A 19,720-nucleotide genomic window follows, 5' to 3' on the forward strand; every position below is an offset into this window, starting at 1 on the left:
GGTCTGGTCTAGTCGAGCAGGCAGGTCATGGCCGCGCCTGCGCAGTCGCCGATCCGGGCGAGGAAGTCGGTCGCCATCTCGGATGTGAAGCGGCTGGCGTCGGGCGATCCCAGCACCAGCAGGCCGAAGGTTCCGGTGGCGCCGTCGCTACGCAGCGGCAGGATGGCGACCGATTCGATCGCCTGCGCCTCGTCGATCCAGGCGGCGACCTCGAAGTCGTTGTTGCGTCCGCAGAAGGGCGTGTTCAGGCCGTTGGCGAACAGGCGCGCGTCGTCCGAGACGTCGGCGGCGAACCATGTATGCGCAAAATCCGGCGCCACGCCCCACAGTCGCAGGGTGGCATACGGCACGCTGAAGATGCTTTGCAAGCCGTCGATCAACACATGCGGCAGGTCGACGTCGTTGCGCGCCAGCAGCAGCGTGCGCGCCCATTGCTGGAATTTCTGCGCGATTTCGTCATTTTCATGGCCGATGCGCACCAGTTCGGCCAGCCGCAGTTCCAGCGCATGGTATTTATGCCGCAGCACTTCCATCTGCCTTTCCTGCAATGACACGGCGCGCCCGACCACGGGGCTGGCCAGCTTGACTTGCGCCAGCAGATCGGCGTGCGCGTCAAAGAAGTGCGGGTGGTCGAGCAGGTATTGGGCGACGGATTGGGAATCGAGTTGGGCAGTCATCGTGGTAAGCCAGGATATCAACAGGAATGGCGCGGGCATGCACCCGGCGCGGGGTGCGCACATTGTACATCGCCGGCATGCCGCCAGGCAGCAAAAAGCCTGTCGACCAGCCGTGGCGCCGGCGTCGTTGGCTTAGATGTCGCTCAGATGTCGCTCAGATGTCAATTTCGCCCTCGAACACGGTCACCGCCGGTCCGGTTAGCAGCACGTGTGCATCGCCGCCCGCCCAGGCGATCGACAGGTCGCCACCGCGGGTGGCGACCGCCACCGGTGAATCCAGCAGGCCGCGGCGGATGCCGGCGACGACTGCGGCGCAGGCGCCGGTGCCGCAGGCCAGGGTTTCGCCGGCGCCGCGCTCGAATACGCGCAGCTTGACATGATGGCGGTCGATGACTTGCATGAAGCCGGCATTGACCCGTTTCGGAAAGCGCACATGGTGCTCGATCGTCGGGCCATCCTGTTCTACCGGCGCGGCGTCGGCATCGTCGACGATCTGCACCGCGTGCGGGTTGCCCATCGACAGGGCGGAAAAGAGTACGGTCTTGCCGTTGACCCGCAGCGGCCATAACCTGTCTTCGCCTTGCGCGACGGCTTGCAGGCCTGTGGCGTCGAACGGCACTTGCGCCGGGGCCAGGATCGGCGCGCCCATGTCCACCGTGATGCGGCCGTCTTGCTGCATGGCCGGCTCGATCACGCCCGACATGGTTTCGACGCGGATTGCGCGCTTGTCGGTCAGGCCCTTGTCGATGACGAACTTGACGAAGGCGCGCGCGCCGTTGCCGCATTGTTCGACTTCGCCGCCGTCGGCATTGAAAATCCGGTAACGGAAATCGACCCCCGGAGTTTGCGCGCGTTCGATCACCAGCATCTGGTCGGCGCCGACGCCAAAGCGGCGGTCGGCCAGCAACTGCCATTGTGCCGGGGTGAATTCGATGGCCTGGTGGATGGCGTCGAGCACGACAAAATCATTGCCGGCGCCGTGCATCTTGGTGAATTTGATTTTCATGTCGCGATTATAGCCGCGCGCCGGCGGCGCTGCCGCAGCGGCCCCCCGGCAGCGTCAGCCGGCCAGGTCGTACAAGCCCGGGCTGCCCGGCGGGCGGGTCTTGAAGCGCTTGTGGGTCCAGAAGTATTCGGCTGGCGCTTCCAGAACGCGCGCCTCGATGAAGGCATTCATGCGGCGGGTCGCTGCCAGCAAATCGGCATCCGGGTGATCCGGTACCGGCGGATAAAATTTCACCTGCCAGCCGCGGTAGCCGGGCAGGAAGGTGGCCACCACCGGAATCACCTGGGCGCCGGTGGCGTTGGCAATGCGCGCCGGCGCCGTCAGGGTGGCCGCAGGAATGCCGAAAAAAGGGACGAATTCCGAGTCCTTGATGCCGAAGTCCATGTCGGGCAGCATGAAATAGGGCAGGCCCTCGCGCATGGCGCGCAGGATCGGCTTGACACCCTCGGCGCGCGACAGCAGCTTGACTGGCCGAAAGCGCGAGCGGCCACGGCGCAGGGCGGCATCGGCAACTTTGTTGCGTTGTTCCATGTAGATTGAGCATACCGAAGTTTCCAATGCCACCGCCACCCCGGCCACGTCCAGGCAGACGAAATGCGGGCACAGAAGGATGGTTGGCCTGGCCTGGATCTGCGCCAGCGGTACGCCCGGTTCGACCTTGATCAGGCGGCGCAGGCGCGCTTCCGGCGCCCACCACAGGATGCCGCGTTCGAAGATGCTGCGCGTGTAAGCCTGGAAATGGCGGCGGGCGATGGTGCGGCGTTCGGATTCCGGCAATTCCGGCATGCACAGCGCCAGATTGGTCAGCGCGATGCGGCGGCGCTTGCCGATGATCAGGTACAGCAGCGCGCCGACAGCATTCCCCAGTCGGCCCAGCACGGGTAGCGGCAGCCAGTGCAGCAGCCACATCAGACCCAGCAGCAATCTCATGACGGATCCTGTTGGTTGGAGGAGGGGGCGGCGACGCCGGCCGGGATCTTGTAGCGGTTGTAACTCCAGAAATATTGTTCCGGGCAGCGGGCAATCAGTTTTTCCATGGCGGCGTTGATGGCGCGCGCCTGCTGCTCAGGGGTGTCGCCGAGCTCGCCCTCGAAAGGCGCGAAATGCAGCCGGTAGCCGGCGCCGCGCGGCAGCCTTCTGGCATAGGCAAGCACGATCGGCGCATCCGACATTTGCCGCAGCTTGGCCGGCAGGGTCATGGTGTACGCCGGCTTGCCGAAAAAATCCGCCCATACGCCTTCGCCGTTTTGCGGCACCTGGTCCGGCAGCAGGCCGATCGGCTGGCCTTTCTTGAGCGCCTTGAACAGAATGCGCACGCCCGACAGGTTGGCCGGCGCCAGCGCCAGGTTGGCGCGCGCGCGCGCGCCCTCGATGAGCGGCTTGAGCGATGCCTTGCGCGGTGGACGGTACAGCACGGTGAGGGGATGGCGGGCGGCAAAACCTTGCGCCAGGATTTCGAAGCAGCCCAGGTGCGGCGTCAGGAATATGATGCCGCGGCCCTGGTCGAGCGCGGCCTGCACCACGTCCCAATCGGCGATCTGGGCCAGCGGCAGCACGCGTTCCGGACGCGCGCACCAGATGAAGGGCAATTCCATGATGTTCTTGCCGGCTTCGGCGATCGCCGCATGCAGGTGGGCGGCATGGCCGGCGCGCGTAATGTTGTCTTTCAGTCTGCGGCGATAGGCAGGTGAGGCCAGGTACACCAGCCAGCCGAGGGTCGTCCCCAGCGCATGCAGGACGGGCAGCGGCAGGCGGGACAGGAGGCGAAATAAGTTGACGAGCATCAGCGTTGGCAGGGTTTTTTTGCCGAATTTTTTCAAGACGCGTAAAATAGCATGGATTGACAGGCAAATCAGCGCCAGTCAGTACCGCCGAGTTAATGACAACTTGCGAGGCGGTCTACAAATTTCGCTAAAGCGTCGCAGGCTCAAATGCTTTGGCCGCGACATTCATGGTCAATTTTATCAAGGAGCCTGCGATGGCAAACGAATATCTCTTTACCTCGGAATCCGTTTCCGAAGGTCACCCCGACAAAGTCGCCGATCAAATTTCCGACGCCATTCTGGACGCGATCCTGGAGCAGGATCCGAAGGCGCGCGTGGCTGCCGAAACCCTGTGCAACACCGGCCTGGTCGTACTGGCCGGCGAAATCACCACGACCGCCAACGTCGACTACATCCAGGTCGCGCGCGAAACCATCAAGCGCATCGGCTACGACAACGCCGACTTCGGCATCGACTACAAGAGTTGCGCGGTGCTGGTGGGCTACGACAAGCAGTCGCCCGATATCGCCCAGGGCGTCGATGAAGGCAAGGGCATCGACCTTGACCAGGGCGCCGGCGACCAGGGCCTGATGTTCGGCTATGCCTGCGACGAGACGCCGGAGCTGATGCCGGCGGCAATCTATTACTCGCACCGCATCGTCGAGCGCCAGTCGCAATTGCGCAAGGATGGCCGCCTGCCCTGGCTGCGTCCGGATGCCAAGTCGCAAGTCACGCTGAAATACGTCGACGGCAAGCCGGTTGCGATCGACACGATCGTGTTGTCCACCCAGCATGCGCCCGAGATGTCGCACAAGGCCATCGAGGAAGCCGCGATCGAACTGATCATCAAGCCGGTGCTGCCGGCCGAGTGGCTGCAGGACACCCGTTACCTGATCAACCCGACCGGCCGTTTTGTCATCGGCGGCCCGCAGGGCGATTGCGGCCTGACCGGGCGCAAGATCATCGTCGATACCTACGGCGGCGCAGCCCCGCACGGCGGCGGCGCCTTCTCCGGCAAGGATCCGTCCAAGGTGGATCGTTCGGCCGCTTACGCCGGCCGCTACGTGGCCAAGAACATTGTTGCCGCCGGCCTGGCGACGCGTTGCCAGATCCAGGTGTCGTACGCGATCGGTATTGCCCAGCCGACCTCGGTGATGGTGACCACTTTCGGCACCGGCAAGGTGAGCGACGAGAAACTGGCGCAACTGGTGCGCGAGCACTTCGACCTGCGTCCGAAAGGCATCGTGCAAATGCTTGACCTGCTGCGGCCGATTTACCAGAAGACCGCCGCCTACGGCCATTTTGGCCGCGAAGAGCCGGAATTCTCCTGGGAGCGCACCGACAAAGCCCAGGTGCTGCGCGCAGCGGCCGGGCTGTAAGGCCCGGTGTTCGCTATGGCGAACCCCTGGGGTTTGGGGCGGAGTTCATATCCGCGCAGCGGATGTGAACGTAGACCACAAGGCAGCCGCCTTGCGCGCAGCGGCCGGGCTGTAAGGCCCGGTGTTCTGATTTTGCAAATCATCCAACGTGGATTGTTGGCGGCGGTGTGTGCCGCCGGGCTGGTGGCGCATGCGTCGGGCGCCGCCAGGCCCGGTAGTCCCGTGCATCCCAAAGCCGCGCTGCAGGCGGACTGGTGCCAGCGCTTTGCCGATCGCCTGGACAGTCTGTCGCTCGATACTTGCCGCCAAAGCGGACTGACGCCCAGCGGCACCAATTCGGTGCAGGGTTTTCCGATACTGCAGCGCCAGATCCTGCCGGCAAAGGCCGGCAAGGACCGCAAACAGGCGATCCGCGTGCTCTTGCTGGGCGGGATCCATGGCGACGAGCTGACCTCGCCTGCCATCGTCTTCAAGTGGATGCAATGGATACACCTGGCGCCGGCGCAGGATTTCCACTGGAGCGTGGCGCCCGTGGTGAACCCGGATGGCTTTTTGACCGGGAAGCCGAAACGCATGAATGCCAATGGCGTCGACCTGAACCGCAATTTTCCTACGCCTGGCTGGCATCAGGAAGCGCCGCAATACTGGATCAAGCGCACTGGCCGCGATCCGCGCCGCTACCCCGGCGAGCAGCCGTTGTCGGAACCCGAGAGCCGCTGGGTCAACGATGAAATCGCGCGCTTCAAGCCGGATGTGGTGATCTCGGTGCACGCGCCGTTCGGCGTGCTGGATTTCGATGGCCCGGTACAGCCGCCGCGCAACTTCGGCCGCCTGGTATTTACCCCGGTCGGGGTGTATCCGGGGTCGCTCGGTAACTACAGTGGCATGCACAAGAAAGTTCCGATCATCACCATCGAATTGCCGAATGCGCTGGCGATGCCGAGCGAAGCCGAATCCAGGCGGATCTGGCAAGACATGCTGAGCTGGATCCAGCGCAACGTGCCGCAAAAGCGCGAGGCGGCTACGGCAATCCGCCAGGTCGCAGCCAAGTAAGCCTGAACGTGCCGGCTGCGCCAGCCGGGCGCATCTTTGCCGCAGGGGATCGGGCGCAATCCTGGCCTAAACTCGGTTATAATTCCGGCTCCAAGGAGCGTTGCAGCATGGCTAAACGTCATGCCAGGCTTGGACCATCTTCACCCGCAACGGCGCTCACGTTACTTTTTTTCTCATCGAAAGGAGGGCGTGATGAACGCCGTAGTTTCAAATTCCAAAGATTCCACCCAGGATTTCCTCGTCGCTGATCTGAGCCTGGCCGACTGGGGCCGCAAGGAAATCCGCATCGCCGAAACCGAAATGCCCGGCCTGATGGCCATCCGCGAGGAATTCGCCGCGGCGCAGCCATTGAAGGGCGCGCGCATCACCGGTTCGCTGCACATGACGATCCAGACCGCAGTGCTGATTCAGACCCTGGAAGCGCTGGGCGCCAAGGTGCGCTGGGCTTCCTGCAACATCTATTCGACCCAGGACCACGCCGCCGCTGCAATCGCCGCCAACGGCACGCCGGTGTTCGCCTTCAAGGGCGAGAACCTGGATGAATACTGGGATTTCACGCATCGCATTTTCGACTGGGGGCAAGGCGAGCAAGCCAACATGATCCTCGACGATGGCGGCGATGCCACCTTGCTGCTGCACCTGGGCACCCGCGCCGAAAAGGACCAGAGCGTGCTGGCCAACCCGGATTCCGAAGAAGCCGTGTGCCTGTTCAATTCGATCAAGAAAAAGCTGGCGACCGACCCGACCTGGTATTCGACCCGCCTGGAAAAAATCCTCGGCGTGACCGAGGAAACCACCACCGGCGTGCATCGCCTGTACCAGATGCACAAGGAAGGCAAACTGGCCTTCCCGGCGATTAACGTCAACGATTCGGTCACCAAGTCCAAGTTCGACAACCTGTACGGCTGCCGCGAATCGCTGGTGGATGGCATCAAGCGCGCCACCGACGTCATGATCGCCGGCAAGGTCGCGGTGATCGCCGGTTATGGCGATGTCGGCAAGGGCTCGGCCCAGGCAATGCGCGCGCTGTCGGCGCAGGTATGGGTGACCGAGATCGACCCGATCTGCGCGCTGCAGGCGGCAATGGAAGGCTACCGCGTGGTAACCATGGATTATGCCGCCGAGCACGGCGATATTTTCGTCACCTGCACCGGCAATTACCATGTGATCACCGAAGCGCACATGAAGAAGATGAAAGACCAGGCGATCGTCTGCAACATCGGCCACTTCGACAATGAAATCGAAGTCGCCGCACTGAAGCAGTACACCTGGGAAAACATCAAGCCGCAGGTCGATCACATCATTTTCCCGGACGGCAAGCGCATCATCCTGCTGGCCGAAGGCCGCCTGGTCAACCTCGGCTGCGGCACCGGCCATCCGTCCTACGTGATGAGCTCGTCGTTCGCCAACCAGACCATTGCACAGATCGAGCTGTTCACCAACACCAAGGCGTATCCGGTGGGCGTGTACACGCTGCCCAAGCACCTCGATGAAAAGGTCGCGCGCCTGCAGCTGAAAAAGCTGAATGCGCAACTGACCGAACTGTCCGACGAACAGGCTGCCTATATCGGCGTGCAAAAGGTCGGCCCGTACAAGGCCGATCATTACCGTTATTGACGGTTATTGACTAAGCGGAGTACACCATGCGCCTGCTGCTGACCTGGCTGATCAACGCCGCCGCCCTGTTCGCCCTGCCTTACCTGATCCAGTCGATCAAGATCAGGAGCTTTGGCGTGGCCCTGGTCGCGGCGCTGGTGCTGGGCCTGATCAATACCCTGATCCGGCCGCTGCTGGTGATCCTGACGCTGCCGGTGACGCTCCTGACCCTGGGCCTGTTCATCCTGGTGATCAATGGCTTGCTGTTCTGGCTGGCCGGGCGCCTGGTGCCGGGCTTCCATGTGGGCGGCTTCTGGCCCGCGGTCGGCGGCGCGCTGGTGTACAGCCTGATTTCCTGGGCCCTCTCATCATTATTGTTAAGCAAATGACGAACTCCTCATCCGTTCAACAAAACTTCAGCATTGAGTTTTTCCCGCCCCGCACCCCGGAAGGTGTGGAAAAGCTGCGTGCCACGCGCGCAAAGCTGGCCGCGTTGAAGCCGGCCTATTTTTCGGTGACCTTCGGCGCCGGCGGTTCAACCCAGGCCGGCACGCGCGACACCGTGCTGGAAATCCGCAAGGAAGGCTATGACGCCGCCCCGCATTTGTCGTGTATCGGCCGCTCGCGTGAGGAATTGCGCGCCATCCTCGACGAATACAAGGCGCACGGCATCCGCCGCCTGGTGGCGCTGCGCGGCGACCTGCCAAGCGGTTATGGCGCAGTTGGCCATGACGCCGGTGAATTCCATCATGCCAACGAGCTGATCGAATTCATCCGTGCCGAAACCGGCGACTGGTTCCATATCGAGACTGCGGCTTATCCGGAAATGCATCCGCAGGCGAAGTCGCCGCAGGAAGACTTGCGCAACTTCGTACGCAAGGTGCAGGCTGGTGCGGATTCCGCCATCACCCAGTATTTCTACAATGCCGATGCGTATTTCCGCTTCGTCGAGGATGCGCGCGCGGCAGGGGTGGTGGTGCCGATCGTGGCCGGCATCATGCCGATTACCAATTACACGCAGCTGACGCGCTTTTCCGACATGTGCGGCGCCGAGATCCCGCGCTGGATCCGCCTCAAGCTGGCCAGCTACGGCGACGATACCGAATCGATCCGCGCCTTCGGCCTGGATGTGGTGACGGGGCTGTGCGAGAAGCTGCTCGCGGGCGGCGCGCCCGGCCTGCATTTTTACACGCTCAATCAGGCAGCGCCGACCACGGCGATCTGGCAACGGCTGGTGCGCCAGGCCTGACGTCGTTTTGCGGCGCAACATGCGCCGTCGGGGGAGGAACCGGTGTTTCCTCCCCCTGTTTCTTCCTTCGCTTTCTCCCCATTGAATTATGCTGGTCCGGACAGCCGTCGCTTTTACAACGCGGCCGCAGGCTGTTGCATGCCTGTGGCGACATTGCCGAAAAAAGCCGGTGGTAGGTGTCCATCGAGCAATACTTGGTTTATGATGAAGCCGCACCGCTCGATTTGGTGGAGACAGGGAATAGAATAAATAATGAATCTCGCAAATCTTAAAATCGGCGCCCGCTTGGCCGTCAGCTTCGGCATCCTGCTGTTCCTGGTCGTCTTCCTGACGGTACTCGCCACCATCAGTCTGGCAGGGACCGGCAGCGCTGCCGCCGGCTATGTTGTCGGCCTTGGCCTGGCGACGGTCGTCACGGGGGGGGGGCTGGCCTGGTGGCTTCGGCGCAGTATCGCCAGGCCGCTGTCGGAGGCGACCGCAGTCGCCCGGCGCATGGCCGCCGGCGACCTGAGTGAACCCTTTGAAGCGCATGCCGGCGGCGAACTGGGCGAATTGCAGCAAGCGCTGCAGGAAACCAGCGAGCGCATGTTCAAGATCGTCGCCCATGTGCGCTCGGGCACCACAGCTGTGGCAGCGACCTCCGGCCTGATCGCGGCCGACAATACTGCGCTGTCATCGCGCACGGAAGCCCAGGCCAGTTCGCTGGAAGAAACCGCTTCCTCGATGGAAGAGCTGACTTCGACCGTGCGGCAGAATGCCGAAAACGCGCGCCAGGCGAACCAGTTGGTCGCTTCTGCGGCCGCCTCGGCGGTCAAGGGCGGCGAGGTGGTCGGCAGCGTGGTACAAACCATGGGCTCGATCAAGGAAAGCTCGCGCAAAATCGTTGACATCATTTCCGTCATCGACGGCATTGCCTTCCAGACCAATATCCTGGCCTTGAACGCCGCCGTGGAAGCGGCGCGCGCCGGCGAGCAGGGGCGTGGCTTTGCCGTGGTGGCGGCGGAAGTGCGCACGCTGGCGCAGCGCTCGGCGGCGGCGGCCAAGGAAATTACCGGGCTGATTTCCAATTCGGTGGAAAAAGTCGATGCCGGCAGCCGCCTGGTCGACAATGCCGGCCGCACCATGAGCGAGATTGTCGCCAACGTCAATCGTGTCGCCAGCATCATGAGCGAAATTGCCGGCGCCAGCACCGAGCAAAGCAGCGGCATCGATGAAATCAACAAGGCGGTGATGCAGATCGACGCCACCACACAGCAGAATGCATCGCTGGTGGAGGAAGCCATGCGCACCGCCGCCAGCCTGCAGGAGCAGGCAGTGGGATTGTCGCAGGCAGTCTCCATCTTCAATCTCGGCGCGCGCGAATTCGGCAATGCCGAGGAAGCTGCCGATATCGTGCGCGCCGGCGTCGATTTCATGCGCAGCCACGGCCGTGCAGCCCTGATCGATGAAGTCAATCAGATGAGCAAAGGCCAGTTCATCGACCGTGACCTGTACATCAGCGTCTATTCGACCGACGGCACTATCGTCGCGCACGGCGCCAACCGCCGCCTGTGGGGCGCGGACTGGTCCAAGATCAAGGACACCGATGGCCGTTTCTTCGTCAGCGAAATGGTTAATATCGCCAGGGGCAAGGGCGATGGCTGGATCGACTACAAGTGGGTCCATCCGGTCACCAAGGACACGATGGTCAAGTCAGCCTACTTTGAAATTTGCGACGACCTGGTGATTGCCTGCGGTTTTTACAAGAATTGAGGGCGTGCGACGTGCGCATTCAGGGCGGCCCGGGCGCCTTCGTCAGTTCTCAATCCCGGCTTCGGTGATTACGCCATCCAGCGCGATGTCATGCGCCTCGACGGCGAAATCGGCGCGCGCGCAAGCATAGGCCACGCCGATGGCGCGCGGCCGCGGTGCTGTGGCCAGGGTGCGGTCATAAAATCCGCCGCCGTAGCCTAGCCGGAAACACTCTTGGTTATATCCCACGCAAGGCACCAGCAGGAGGTCTGGTGCGACTTCCCGGTCGGCATTTGCCGGTACCCACACCCCCATGGCATCTTTTGCCAGGGCATCGCCCGGCGCCCAGGCCAAGAACTTCAATGGCAAATCCGGGTCGATTACCACTGGCAATGCCAGTTGCACGCCGGCAGTGACCCATTCCTCGAATAGCGCACGCAAGTCCGGCTCGCTGCGCATCGGCCAAAAGACACCCATTGCCCGCGCCGGCTGCGCTGCCAGCAGGCGGCTTAAATGTTTGCCAATGGCGAGATCCCATTCGGCCCGCAGTGGTGGGGAGATGGCCTGGCGCTGTGCGATCAGGTCCTGGCGCAGGCGGTTTTTATCGGGCGGGAAGTCGGCCATAAATTTGCGGATGGGGCGTGCTATGCTAATTAATAATCAGGATAAACTGGATAAACGGGTTTGAAAACAATGTTTCCCTTAAAACGGATTGCCGTATTTGCAATGGCTGCCGGCGCCATCGTGCTGGCGCTGCCAGTCGCCCATGCCGCCAGCGATGATGATGTCTTCATGGCCATGCGCGATGCCGCGCGCCGCAACGATGCCGCCCAGGCGGCGGATCTGGCCGCGCGCCTGCCGAATTATGCCATTCCCTCGTATGTCGATTACTACCGTCTGAAGCCGCGCCTGAAGGATGCCTCGGGCGCCGAGATCCGCGATTACCTCGCGCGTTATGACGGCGCCGCCATCGCCGACCGCCTGCGCAATGACTGGCTGCTGGAGCTGGGCAAGAAGCGCGACTGGGCGGTGTTCGACGAGCAGTTGCCGCTGTACGTGGTGAATGACGACACCCAGGTCAAGTGCTATGCGCTGTTGTCGAAGCTTGCGCGCGGCGCCACGGTGGCTGACGATGCACGTGCACTGCTGGTCTCACCCAAGGATTACGGCGAAGCTTGTCCGACGCTGATCACGGCGCTGGTCGAGTCCGGCCAGTTCAATGCCGATGATGTCTGGGCGCAAATCCGCCTGGCGGCCGAAAACGGCCAGTCCGCTGTCGCCCGCCGCCTGGCGCCACTGGCGGGCGGCGATGAAAAACGGGTAGGGCTGGCCATCGAGCAGGCGATGATCTTTGTCGCCCGTGGCGTTGGCGCCGGCCGCGCCGAGCGCGAAACCTATCTCGTCGCGCTCGGACGCGCCGCCAAACAGAGCCCCGAGCAAGCCGCCAATGCCCTGTCGATGCGGGCCGCGGACACGCTGTCGGCACGCGAGCAGGCACTTGGGTGGGCCCAGATTGCCTTGCAGGCATCCTACAAGCTGGCGCCGGAGGTGGCGTCCTGGTGGAGCAAGGCGCAAGGCGCGCCGCTGTCGCCCGAGGGGCAGCAATGGAAAGTGCGCATCGCCTTGCGCAATGAAGACTGGAAGGCGGTCAAGGCCGGCATCGAAACGATGCCGCCGGCTTTACGCAATGACCCGGCCTGGGTGTACTGGCGCGGCCGCGCGCTGCAAGCCGAGGGCAATGGCGAGGAGGCACGGCAACTGTACCGGACGATTGCTGACCAGTTCCATTTCTATGGCCAGCTGGCGACCGAGGAACTGGACCAGAAGATTTCTATTCCACAAGCCGCAGCCCCGGTGACGGCGGCCGAACTGGCGTCGGCGGCGGCAAATCCCGGCCTGCGCCGCGCTTTAAAATTCTTCGCCATGGATTTGCGCTTTGAAGGCGTGCGCGAATGGAATTGGGAATTGCGCCGCATGAAAAGCGAGCGCGACTTCCTTGCTGCGGCTGAATTCGCACGGCAAAACAATGTGCTTGACCGCATGGTCAACACCTCCGACCGCACCCGTTCCGAGCACGATTTCGACCAGCGTTTTCCGACGCCATTTCGCGATGTCATGGCCAGGACCACGCAGTCGCTGGGCATGGACATGGCTTGGGTGTATGGTCTGATCCGCCAGGAGTCGCGTTTCATCATGCATGCCAAATCGCATGTGGGCGCTTCCGGCCTGATGCAGATCATGCCGGCCACTGCCCGCTATGTCGCCAAAAAGATCGGTATGACTGATTTCGATCATGGCCAGGTCAATCATATCGACACCAATATCGCGCTTGGTACAAACTATTTAAATATGGTGCTGAATGATCTGGATGGTTCGCAGGCGCTGGCAACTGCCGCCTACAATGCCGGTCCGGGTCGGCCCCGTGCCTGGCGCTCAACACTGCCGCGGGTTGTCGAAGGCGCCATTTTCGCCGAGACGATCCCGTTTTCGGAAACGCGTGGCTATGTCAAGAATGTCTTGTCAAATGCAACCTATTATGCGGCCTTGTTTGAAGGCAAGCCGCAGTCGCTGAAAGCGCGGCTGGGTACGGTGGCCCCGAAAGGAATGGTGCAGTCGGAACTACAATGAGCGTGCTGGAAAATTCGCTGGAAGTGGATCGCAAGTATCCCTCGCTGCTGGTGATCGGCGGCACTGGGTTCATCGGTAGCCATCTGGTGGCGCAATTGTCGGCGCGTGATTACCGCGTGCTGGTGCCGACCCGGCATGAGGATAGCGGCCGTCATTTGCTGGTCCTGCCCAATGTTGATGTGGTCGAAGCCGATGTGCATGAAGAAGCCCAATTGCGCAAACTGATGGACGACGTCGATGCCGTCATCAACCTGGTCGGAATCCTGCATGGCAAGCCCGCAGCGCATGGGGCGCCTTATGGCGCGGATTTCGCCCGCGCGCATGTCGAATTACCGAAAAAAATCGTCGCCGCCTGCGCTGCTACCGGTATCACCCGCCTGCTGCACATGAGCGCGCTCGGCGCCGACCGCGACGCCCCCTCGATGTATCTGCGCTCCAAGGCCGATGGCGAAGCCGCCGTGAGCGCCAATCCGGCGGTCGGGGTCACCATTTTCCGGCCGGCGGTGGTGTTTGGCGAGGGCGATCATTTCCTCAACATGTTTGCCAACCTGCAAAAAATGCTGCCGGTGATTCCCCTGGGCGGTGCAGAGACCAAATTCCAGCCGGTGTTTGTCGGCGATGTCGCCTCCGCCTATATTCATGCGCTGGAAAACGACCATACCATCGGTCACGTCTATGAACTGGCGGGGCCGCAAGTGTATACCCTGCGCGAACTGGTGGAACTGGCCGGCGAGATCAGCGGCCATCCGCATCCGGTGGTGGGCTTGCCGCCGGCGCTGGCGCGCCTGCAAGCCTGGTTCCTCGAACATGCGCCGGGCGGCCCGATCATGAGCCGCGACAACCTCGATTCGATGCGGGTCGATAATGTCGCCCGCCTGCCCATCGCCCCCGAACTGGAAATCACGCCGACACCGCTGGAAGCGGTGGTGCCGGCCTATCTGGCGAGGGACGTCAACCGCGTCGACCTGTTCCGCGAAAAGGGGCGGCGGGAATAGGGTCGGTCTGGGCCGGTCGCCGGCTGCATGGCAGCCGCAAGCGTTTGTGCTGTGGTAAGGTTCGATAATTGAACCGTTGAAATTCCGCTGATACCCAACACGCAAACGATGCAATCCACTGAACTTGACCCCACCCTCGCACAGACCCTGGATGACGCCGGCAAGAACCAGCTCACCCTGGTGATCGCCAATAAAAATTACTCCTCGTGGTCGATGCGGCCCTGGGTCGTGCTCAAGGCCTTCGGCCTGCCTTTCCGGGAAATCCGGGTGCGCTTGGGGCAGCCCGATACGGCCGGCGAAATCGCCCGCTACACTGCCTCCGGGCGCGTGCCGGTGCTGTTGCATGGCGAGATCACCATCTGGGATTCGCTGGCGATTTGCGAATACCTGGCCGAGCAATTCCCGGACAAGCACCTGTGGCCGACCAATGTCGCCGCGCGCGCCATGGCGCGCAGCATCTGCGCCGAAATGCATGGCGGTTTTGCAGATCTGCGCCAGGCGATGTGGATGAACATTCGCGCCCGGTTCCCCGGCAAGGGCAGGACGCCCGGCGCGCAGGCCGATATCGGCCGTATCAGTGAGATCTGGGAAGAGTGCCTGGCGCAGTTCGGCCACCACGATTTCCTGTTCGGTGCGTTTACGATCGCCGATGCTTATTTCGCCCCGGTCGTGATGCGCTTTGCCACCTACGAGGTGTCGCTGGCGCCGGCCCTGCAGGCGTATTGCGAGCGCGTTGCCGCCCATCCGGCGGTGGCGGCATGGATCGCCGCGGCGCGGGAAGAACCATTCACGGTGGCGAAGTACGATACCTATCCATGAACCTCTATACCGTCGGCGGCGCAGTGCGCGACGGCTTGCTGGGCTTGCCGGTGCAGGACCGTGATTACGTCGTGGTGGGCGCGACCCCGGCCGACATGCTGGCGCGCGGCTTCACCCCGGTGGGCAAGGATTTTCCGGTGTTCCTGCATCCGCAAACGCATGAGGAATACGCACTGGCGCGCACCGAGCGCAAAACCGCGCCGGGCTACAAGGGCTTCGTCTTCCATACCGATGCGGATGTCACGCTGGAAGAGGATTTGCGTCGGCGCGACCTCACCATCAACGCCATCGCGCAGAGCGAAGACGGCAGCCTGGTCGATCCCTTCCATGGCCAGCGCGACATCGCCGCCCGGGTGTTCCGCCATGTCTCCGACGCCTTTGCCGAGGACCCGGTGCGCATCCTGCGCCTGGCGCGTTTCGCTGCGCGCTTTGCCGATTTCACGGTGGCGCCGGAAACGCTGGCGCTGATGCGGCACATGGTGACGACTGGCGAAGTCGATGCGCTGGTGCCGGAGCGGGTCTGGCAAGAGCTTTCGCGCGGCTTGATGGAAGCGGTGCCCTCGCGCATGTTCGAAGTCTTGCGCGCCTGCGGCGCACTGGCGCGTATCCTGCCTGAATTGGATGCCTTGTGGGGCGTGCCGCAACCGGCAATGCACCACCCGGAAATCGACACCGGCGTGCATGTGATGCTGGCAATTGATTACGCGGCGCGCACAGGCTGCAGCCTGCCGATCCGCTTCGCGGCACTGACACACGATCTCGGCAAGGGCGTCACGCCGCAGCAAGAGTGGCCGGCGCACCACGGCCACGAGGCGTATAGCGTGCAGCTGGTGGAGCAAGTCTGCACGCGCCTGAAAATCCCCAACGATTGTCGCGATCTTGCCGCGATGGCTGCCCGCGAGCATGGCAACATCGGCCGCGCGCTGGAGTTGCGCGCCAATACCGTGGTCAAATTGTTCGAGCGCTGTGATGGCTTTCGCAAGCCGCAGCGTTTTGCCGACATGTTGCGCACAGCGCTGTGCGACCAGTGCGGACGCACTGGCTTCGAAGCGCAAGCCTTCCCGCAAGCCGCGTATCTGGAAGCCTTGCTGGCCGTTGCCCGGCAAGTCGATGCCGGTGCCATTGCCCGGCAACTGGGTGCGCAGCCGCAAAAAATCGCGGAAGGCGTGCATGCCGCGCGCGTGGCCGCAGTCGCCGCGGCAATGCCAAGGGTGGGACAGGAATAGTTGCTATATCGAAATTCATTGCGTAAATATATTTCTTTAGAGAATTTTTGTTGTAAGTCAGCCAAGAAAAATCGCGTAAATATCGCATTTCTCAAACGCGGCGAAATCATTTTTTCCCTTCCACACACAAAGCGCCTACAATGATTTTGTGCGCCGCAGCATCGGGGCGATTCGGGAAGGGAATAGTTGATGGTTACCAACGAAATTTCAGGTAATGTCCTGGGCGATCCCCAAGTTCCGCATTCGTCTGTACGCATCAAGGAACTGGCAGAGCGCGACCGCCGCCGCCTGCTGCTGCATTTTCTCTCGCTCGACGAACAGGAGCGGCTGCTGCGCTTTGGCAGCGCCTTGCCGGATGAATTGGTCACGCGTTACGTGCAGAAAATCAATTTCTCGCGCGATGTGGTATTTGGCGTCTACGACGACACGCTGAAACTGGTTGCCGTCGGCCACCTGGCCTACACGCCGCGTGGGGCCTTGCCGCGCATGGCCAACGCCACTGCCCGCGAACGCATCGCCGAATTCGGCGTATCGGTGCTGGCGCCGTACTGCGGGCAGGGCATCGGCACCCGGCTGTTTGAGCGCGCCGCCATGCATTGCCGCAATGAAGACATCGACACCTTGACCATGCATTGTCTGACGTCCAATGCAGCGATGATGCATATTGCCACCAAGGCCGGCATGGAAATCCGTCGCGACCATGGCGAAGCCGATGCCTACCTCAAGCTGCCGCCGGCCAATCCGGCCAGCGTCTTGCTGGAAGTGTTCGAGGAACAGGCCGCCAGCCTCGATTACACCCTGAAAGCCAATACCCGCACCCTCGACAGATTCATCAAGAATCTGCCCGGCGTGAAGGACAGCTGAAGGGTATTATTTCCGTCTATACTTAACTGAAACTGGTTTCGGTGCACAGGACGGAGGACGCCATGCAGTTTGCACCCTGGGACAACCCGATGGGCACGGATGGCTTCGAGTTCATCGAATACGCCGCGCCCGACCCGCAGGCGCTGGGTGCGTTGTTTGCACAAATGGGTTTTTCTGCCATTGCCCGCCACCGCCACAAGGATGTCACCCTGTACCGCCAGGGCGGGATCAATTTCATCATCAATGCCGAACCCGATTCCTTCGCCCAGCGTTTCGCCCGCCAGCACGGTCCCTCGATCTGCGCCATTGCCTTGCGTGTGGCCGACGCCGCCCAGGCCTACCGCCGCGCGCTGAACCTGGGCGCCTGGGGTTTCGACCAGCATGCCGGGCCGATGGAATTGAATATCCCGGCGATCAAGGGCGTCGGCGATTCGCTGATCTATTTCGTCGACCGCTGGCGCGGCAAGGAAGCTTCCCGCAGCGACACGCCTGGCATGCTCGGCGCCATCGGCGACATCGACATCTATGACGTCGACTTCGCCGCCATTCCCGGCGCCCCGGTCAGCCCGGCCGGCTATGGCTTGCGCTACATCGATCACCTGACCCACAACGTGCATCGCGGCCGCATGCAGGAATGGGCCGAGTTTTATGAAAAGCTGTTCAATTTCCGCGAGATCCGCTATTTCGACATCGCCGGCAAGCTGACTGGCCTGAAGTCGAAAGCCATGACTTCACCGTGCGGCAAGATCCGCATCCCGATCAACGAATCCTCGGACGACCGCTCGCAGATCGCCGAATACCTGCACCAGTACCACGGCGAAGGCATCCAGCATGTCGCGCTCGGCAGCGACGACATCTATGCCTCGGTGGCCGCCATGCGTGGCGCCGGCGTGCAATTCCAGGACACGGTCGATGCCTATTACGAACTGGTCGAGCGGCGCCTGCCGGGCCATGGCGAAATGCTGGCGGAATTGCAGCGCCTGCGCATCCTGATCGATGGCGCCAGCAGCGCCAAAGGTGCTGACGAGCGCGAATTGCTGCTGCAAATTTTCACGCAGAACGTCATCGGTCCGATTTTTTTCGAAATCATCCAGCGCAAGGGCGACCAGGGCTTCGGTGAAGGTAATTTCCGCGCGCTGTTCGAATCGATCGAGCTCGACCAGATCCGCCGCGGCGTGCTGAAAGAGGACAAGCCGCAAGACGCCACCTGAAAGAGGGAGCTTGTTGAAATGGAGATCACCGTCACCCGCGAGGAATTCCTTCGCTCGCTGGCCGAAAAGTCCGGCGCCGGGGCGCTGCGCGGCGATTACGCCCAGGCTGACCAGCACTACGTGGTGCGCCAGGACTGGGACGCCTGCACGCCGCAGCAGCACGAATTGTGGCGCCGCCTGTATCGGCGCCAGGCGGCGCTGCTGCCGGGGCGGGCCTGCCAGTTGTTCATCGACAGCCTGGCCCGCATGGATGCGGCCGACGGCATTCCGCGTTTCGAGCGCACCACGGCGGCGCTATTCAAGGCGACCGGCTGGCAACTGGTGGCGGTGCCCGGCCTGGTGCCGGACCAGGTATTTTTCGAGCATCTGGCCAGCCGCCGTTTTCCGGTGACGGTCTGGCTGCGCGCGCCGCAAGAGTTCGACTATATCGTCGAGCCCGACGTCTTCCACGATTTCTTCGGCCATGTACCCTTGCTGTTCGACCCGGTGTTCGCCGACCACCTGCAAGCCTATGGCCAAGGCGGCCTGAAGGCGCTTGGCCTGGGTGGTCTGCCTTACCTGGCACGCCTCTACTGGTACACCGTCGAGTTTGGCCTGATGCAAAGCGCGCAAGGCTTGCGCGCTTATGGGGCCGGCATCCTGTCTTCAGGCGGGGAAATCGATTATTGCCTGCGCAGCCCGCAGCCGCGCCGCATTCCCTTCAATCTGGAGCGGGTGATGCGCACCCTGTACAAGATCGATGCTTACCAGGAGACTTATTTCGTCATCCGTGATTTCCAGCAATTGTTTGACGATACCCAGCCGGATTTCGCGCCGATTTATGCGCGCCTGCAGGGCTTGCCGGCACTGCAGCCGGACGGCCTGTTGCCGGGCGAAGTGAATCTGCCGCCCCAATAAAAAAAACCTCCCCGCGAAGGGGAGGCAAAGGGGGAGGGTAAATCGTTTTGGCGGATCAGCTGGCTTTCGCCGGCTTGCGCTGCTGCCCGGCATCGTGCCCGTGGCCTTGACCGTGCCCGGCGTGCATCTCTTGCTGCGTCAGCTTGCCATCCTTGTTGGCATCCAGCCGTTCGAACATCTGCGCGGCTCTTTCGCGCGCTGCGGCTTCTGCTTCCTGCAGGCTCAGTGCGCCATCGCCATCCTTGTCGGCCGCCTTGAAGCGGGCATCGGCGCGTTCGCGATGCTTGCCGCGCATGGCCTGGTGGGCCGCCTGCAATTCTTCCTTGCTCAGCTTGGCGTCCTTGTTGCTGTCGAGCGTATCGAAGCCCTTGGACAGCATCGGATGGCCGGCGGCTTCCGCGCGGCTGATGAAACCATCCTTGTCCTTGTCGAGCTGGGCGATATGCTGGCCATGCCGATGGTGCGGGCGCGCCATCTTGTCGCTCGGAGCAGAAGGTGTCTCTGCGGATGTGGCTGCGGGCGTCGCGGGCGCTGACGCGGTCGATTGGGCGATCGCGATGCCTGCGGCAAACAAGCCGACGACCATGCCGGAAATCAATTTAACTTGCATCTTGCTTTCTCCATCA

Annotated in this window: 19 protein-coding genes and 1 riboswitch; of the genes, 13 read left to right on the forward strand and 6 right to left on the reverse strand. The window is 62.5% G+C overall.

The window, feature by feature from the left end:
* Nucleotides 1–8: 8 nt before the first annotated feature.
* The 4 genes from D3878_RS18980 to D3878_RS18995 form a co-directional block, all read right to left on the reverse strand.
* Nucleotides 9–677 (reverse strand): DUF484 family protein, encoded by a 669-nt coding sequence (locus D3878_RS18980; RefSeq protein WP_119788001.1) that lies wholly within the window; start codon nucleotides 675–677, stop codon nucleotides 9–11.
* 154 nt (nucleotides 678–831) lie between these two features.
* Entirely contained in the window at nucleotides 832–1,683 is an 852-nt protein-coding gene (dapF, locus tag D3878_RS18985; RefSeq protein ID WP_119786913.1) for a diaminopimelate epimerase, read from the reverse strand.
* Nucleotides 1,684–1,737: 54 nt separating this feature from the next.
* Nucleotides 1,738–2,613 (reverse strand): lysophospholipid acyltransferase family protein, encoded by an 876-nt coding sequence (locus D3878_RS18990; protein ID WP_119786914.1) that lies wholly within the window; start codon nucleotides 2,611–2,613, stop codon nucleotides 1,738–1,740.
* A complete protein-coding gene (locus tag D3878_RS18995; protein ID WP_119788002.1) occupies nucleotides 2,610–3,467 on the reverse strand; it encodes a lysophospholipid acyltransferase family protein in 858 nt (285 codons plus the stop codon). Before D3878_RS18995 ends, D3878_RS18990 begins: the two co-directional genes overlap by 4 nt.
* Nucleotides 3,468–3,661: 194 nt before the next feature.
* Here D3878_RS18995 and metK point away from each other — a divergent pair, with 194 nt between their 5' ends.
* The 6 genes from metK (at nucleotide 3,662) to D3878_RS24675 (ending at nucleotide 10,475) form a co-directional block, all read left to right on the forward strand.
* Nucleotides 3,662–4,825, forward strand: coding sequence for a methionine adenosyltransferase (metK, locus tag D3878_RS19000; RefSeq protein ID WP_119788003.1), 1,164 nt, complete (start codon nucleotides 3,662–3,664; stop codon nucleotides 4,823–4,825).
* A gap of 132 nt (nucleotides 4,826–4,957) precedes the next feature.
* Nucleotides 4,958–5,878: a M14 family zinc carboxypeptidase gene (locus D3878_RS19005; protein WP_233556391.1), complete on the forward strand. Its 921-nt coding sequence runs from the start codon at nucleotides 4,958–4,960 to the stop codon at nucleotides 5,876–5,878.
* Between the two features lie 86 nt (nucleotides 5,879–5,964).
* Nucleotides 5,965–6,043, forward strand: a riboswitch (S-adenosyl-L-homocysteine riboswitch).
* A gap of 27 nt (nucleotides 6,044–6,070) precedes the next feature.
* Complete coding sequence (ahcY, locus tag D3878_RS19010; RefSeq protein ID WP_119786916.1) at nucleotides 6,071–7,495, forward strand: adenosylhomocysteinase; 1,425 nt, start codon at nucleotides 6,071–6,073, stop codon at nucleotides 7,493–7,495.
* Nucleotides 7,496–7,521: 26 nt separating this feature from the next.
* Nucleotides 7,522–7,863 (forward strand): phage holin family protein, encoded by a 342-nt coding sequence (locus D3878_RS19015; protein WP_119786917.1) that lies wholly within the window; start codon nucleotides 7,522–7,524, stop codon nucleotides 7,861–7,863.
* Nucleotides 7,860–8,723 (forward strand): methylenetetrahydrofolate reductase [NAD(P)H], encoded by an 864-nt coding sequence (gene metF / locus D3878_RS19020; RefSeq protein WP_119786918.1) that lies wholly within the window; start codon nucleotides 7,860–7,862, stop codon nucleotides 8,721–8,723. The genes D3878_RS19015 and metF overlap by 4 nt, the downstream gene beginning before the upstream one ends.
* Before the next feature lie 252 nt (nucleotides 8,724–8,975).
* Nucleotides 8,976–10,475: a methyl-accepting chemotaxis protein gene (locus D3878_RS24675; protein ID WP_158592327.1), complete on the forward strand. Its 1,500-nt coding sequence runs from the start codon at nucleotides 8,976–8,978 to the stop codon at nucleotides 10,473–10,475.
* A 42-nt stretch (nucleotides 10,476–10,517) separates the two neighbouring features.
* On the opposite strand, the gene D3878_RS19030 is transcribed toward D3878_RS24675, so the two are convergent.
* Nucleotides 10,518–11,078, reverse strand: coding sequence for a 5-formyltetrahydrofolate cyclo-ligase (locus D3878_RS19030; RefSeq protein WP_119786919.1), 561 nt, complete (start codon nucleotides 11,076–11,078; stop codon nucleotides 10,518–10,520).
* Between the two features lie 69 nt (nucleotides 11,079–11,147).
* Here D3878_RS19030 and D3878_RS19035 point away from each other — a divergent pair, with 69 nt between their 5' ends.
* The 7 genes from D3878_RS19035 (at nucleotide 11,148) to phhA (ending at nucleotide 19,094) form a co-directional block, all read left to right on the forward strand.
* A complete protein-coding gene (locus D3878_RS19035) occupies nucleotides 11,148–13,082 on the forward strand; it encodes a lytic transglycosylase domain-containing protein (RefSeq protein ID WP_119786920.1) in 1,935 nt (644 codons plus the stop codon).
* Complete coding sequence (locus D3878_RS19040) at nucleotides 13,079–14,077, forward strand: complex I NDUFA9 subunit family protein (protein WP_119786921.1); 999 nt, start codon at nucleotides 13,079–13,081, stop codon at nucleotides 14,075–14,077. The genes D3878_RS19035 and D3878_RS19040 overlap by 4 nt, the downstream gene beginning before the upstream one ends.
* Nucleotides 14,078–14,185: 108 nt before the next feature.
* Nucleotides 14,186–14,896 carry a glutathione S-transferase family protein gene (locus D3878_RS19045; protein ID WP_119786922.1) on the forward strand — a complete coding sequence of 237 codons (711 nt, stop codon included), beginning with the start codon at nucleotides 14,186–14,188 and terminating at the stop codon, nucleotides 14,894–14,896.
* Nucleotides 14,893–16,122, forward strand: a complete 1,230-nt coding sequence (locus D3878_RS19050) for a multifunctional CCA addition/repair protein (protein WP_119786923.1) — start codon at nucleotides 14,893–14,895, stop codon at nucleotides 16,120–16,122. Before D3878_RS19045 ends, D3878_RS19050 begins: the two co-directional genes overlap by 4 nt.
* A 189-nt stretch (nucleotides 16,123–16,311) precedes the next feature.
* Nucleotides 16,312–16,986 carry a GNAT family N-acetyltransferase gene (locus D3878_RS19055; RefSeq protein WP_119786924.1) on the forward strand — a complete coding sequence of 225 codons (675 nt, stop codon included), beginning with the start codon at nucleotides 16,312–16,314 and terminating at the stop codon, nucleotides 16,984–16,986.
* 62 nt (nucleotides 16,987–17,048) lie between these two features.
* Nucleotides 17,049–18,197 carry a 4-hydroxyphenylpyruvate dioxygenase gene (gene hppD / locus D3878_RS19060; RefSeq protein WP_119786925.1) on the forward strand — a complete coding sequence of 383 codons (1,149 nt, stop codon included), beginning with the start codon at nucleotides 17,049–17,051 and terminating at the stop codon, nucleotides 18,195–18,197.
* An 18-nt stretch (nucleotides 18,198–18,215) separates the two neighbouring features.
* Nucleotides 18,216–19,094, forward strand: coding sequence for a phenylalanine 4-monooxygenase (phhA, locus tag D3878_RS19065; protein ID WP_119786926.1), 879 nt, complete (start codon nucleotides 18,216–18,218; stop codon nucleotides 19,092–19,094).
* Between the two features lie 55 nt (nucleotides 19,095–19,149).
* Here the strand turns inward: phhA and D3878_RS19070 are convergent, their stop codons facing one another.
* Nucleotides 19,150–19,704: an EF-hand domain-containing protein gene (locus D3878_RS19070; protein ID WP_158592328.1), complete on the reverse strand. Its 555-nt coding sequence runs from the start codon at nucleotides 19,702–19,704 to the stop codon at nucleotides 19,150–19,152.
* Nucleotides 19,705–19,720: the final 16 nt, after the last annotated feature.

Origin of the sequence: Noviherbaspirillum sedimenti, assembly GCF_003590835.1 — a bacterium.
Classification (GTDB): domain Bacteria; phylum Pseudomonadota; class Gammaproteobacteria; order Burkholderiales; family Burkholderiaceae_D; genus Paucimonas; species Paucimonas sedimenti.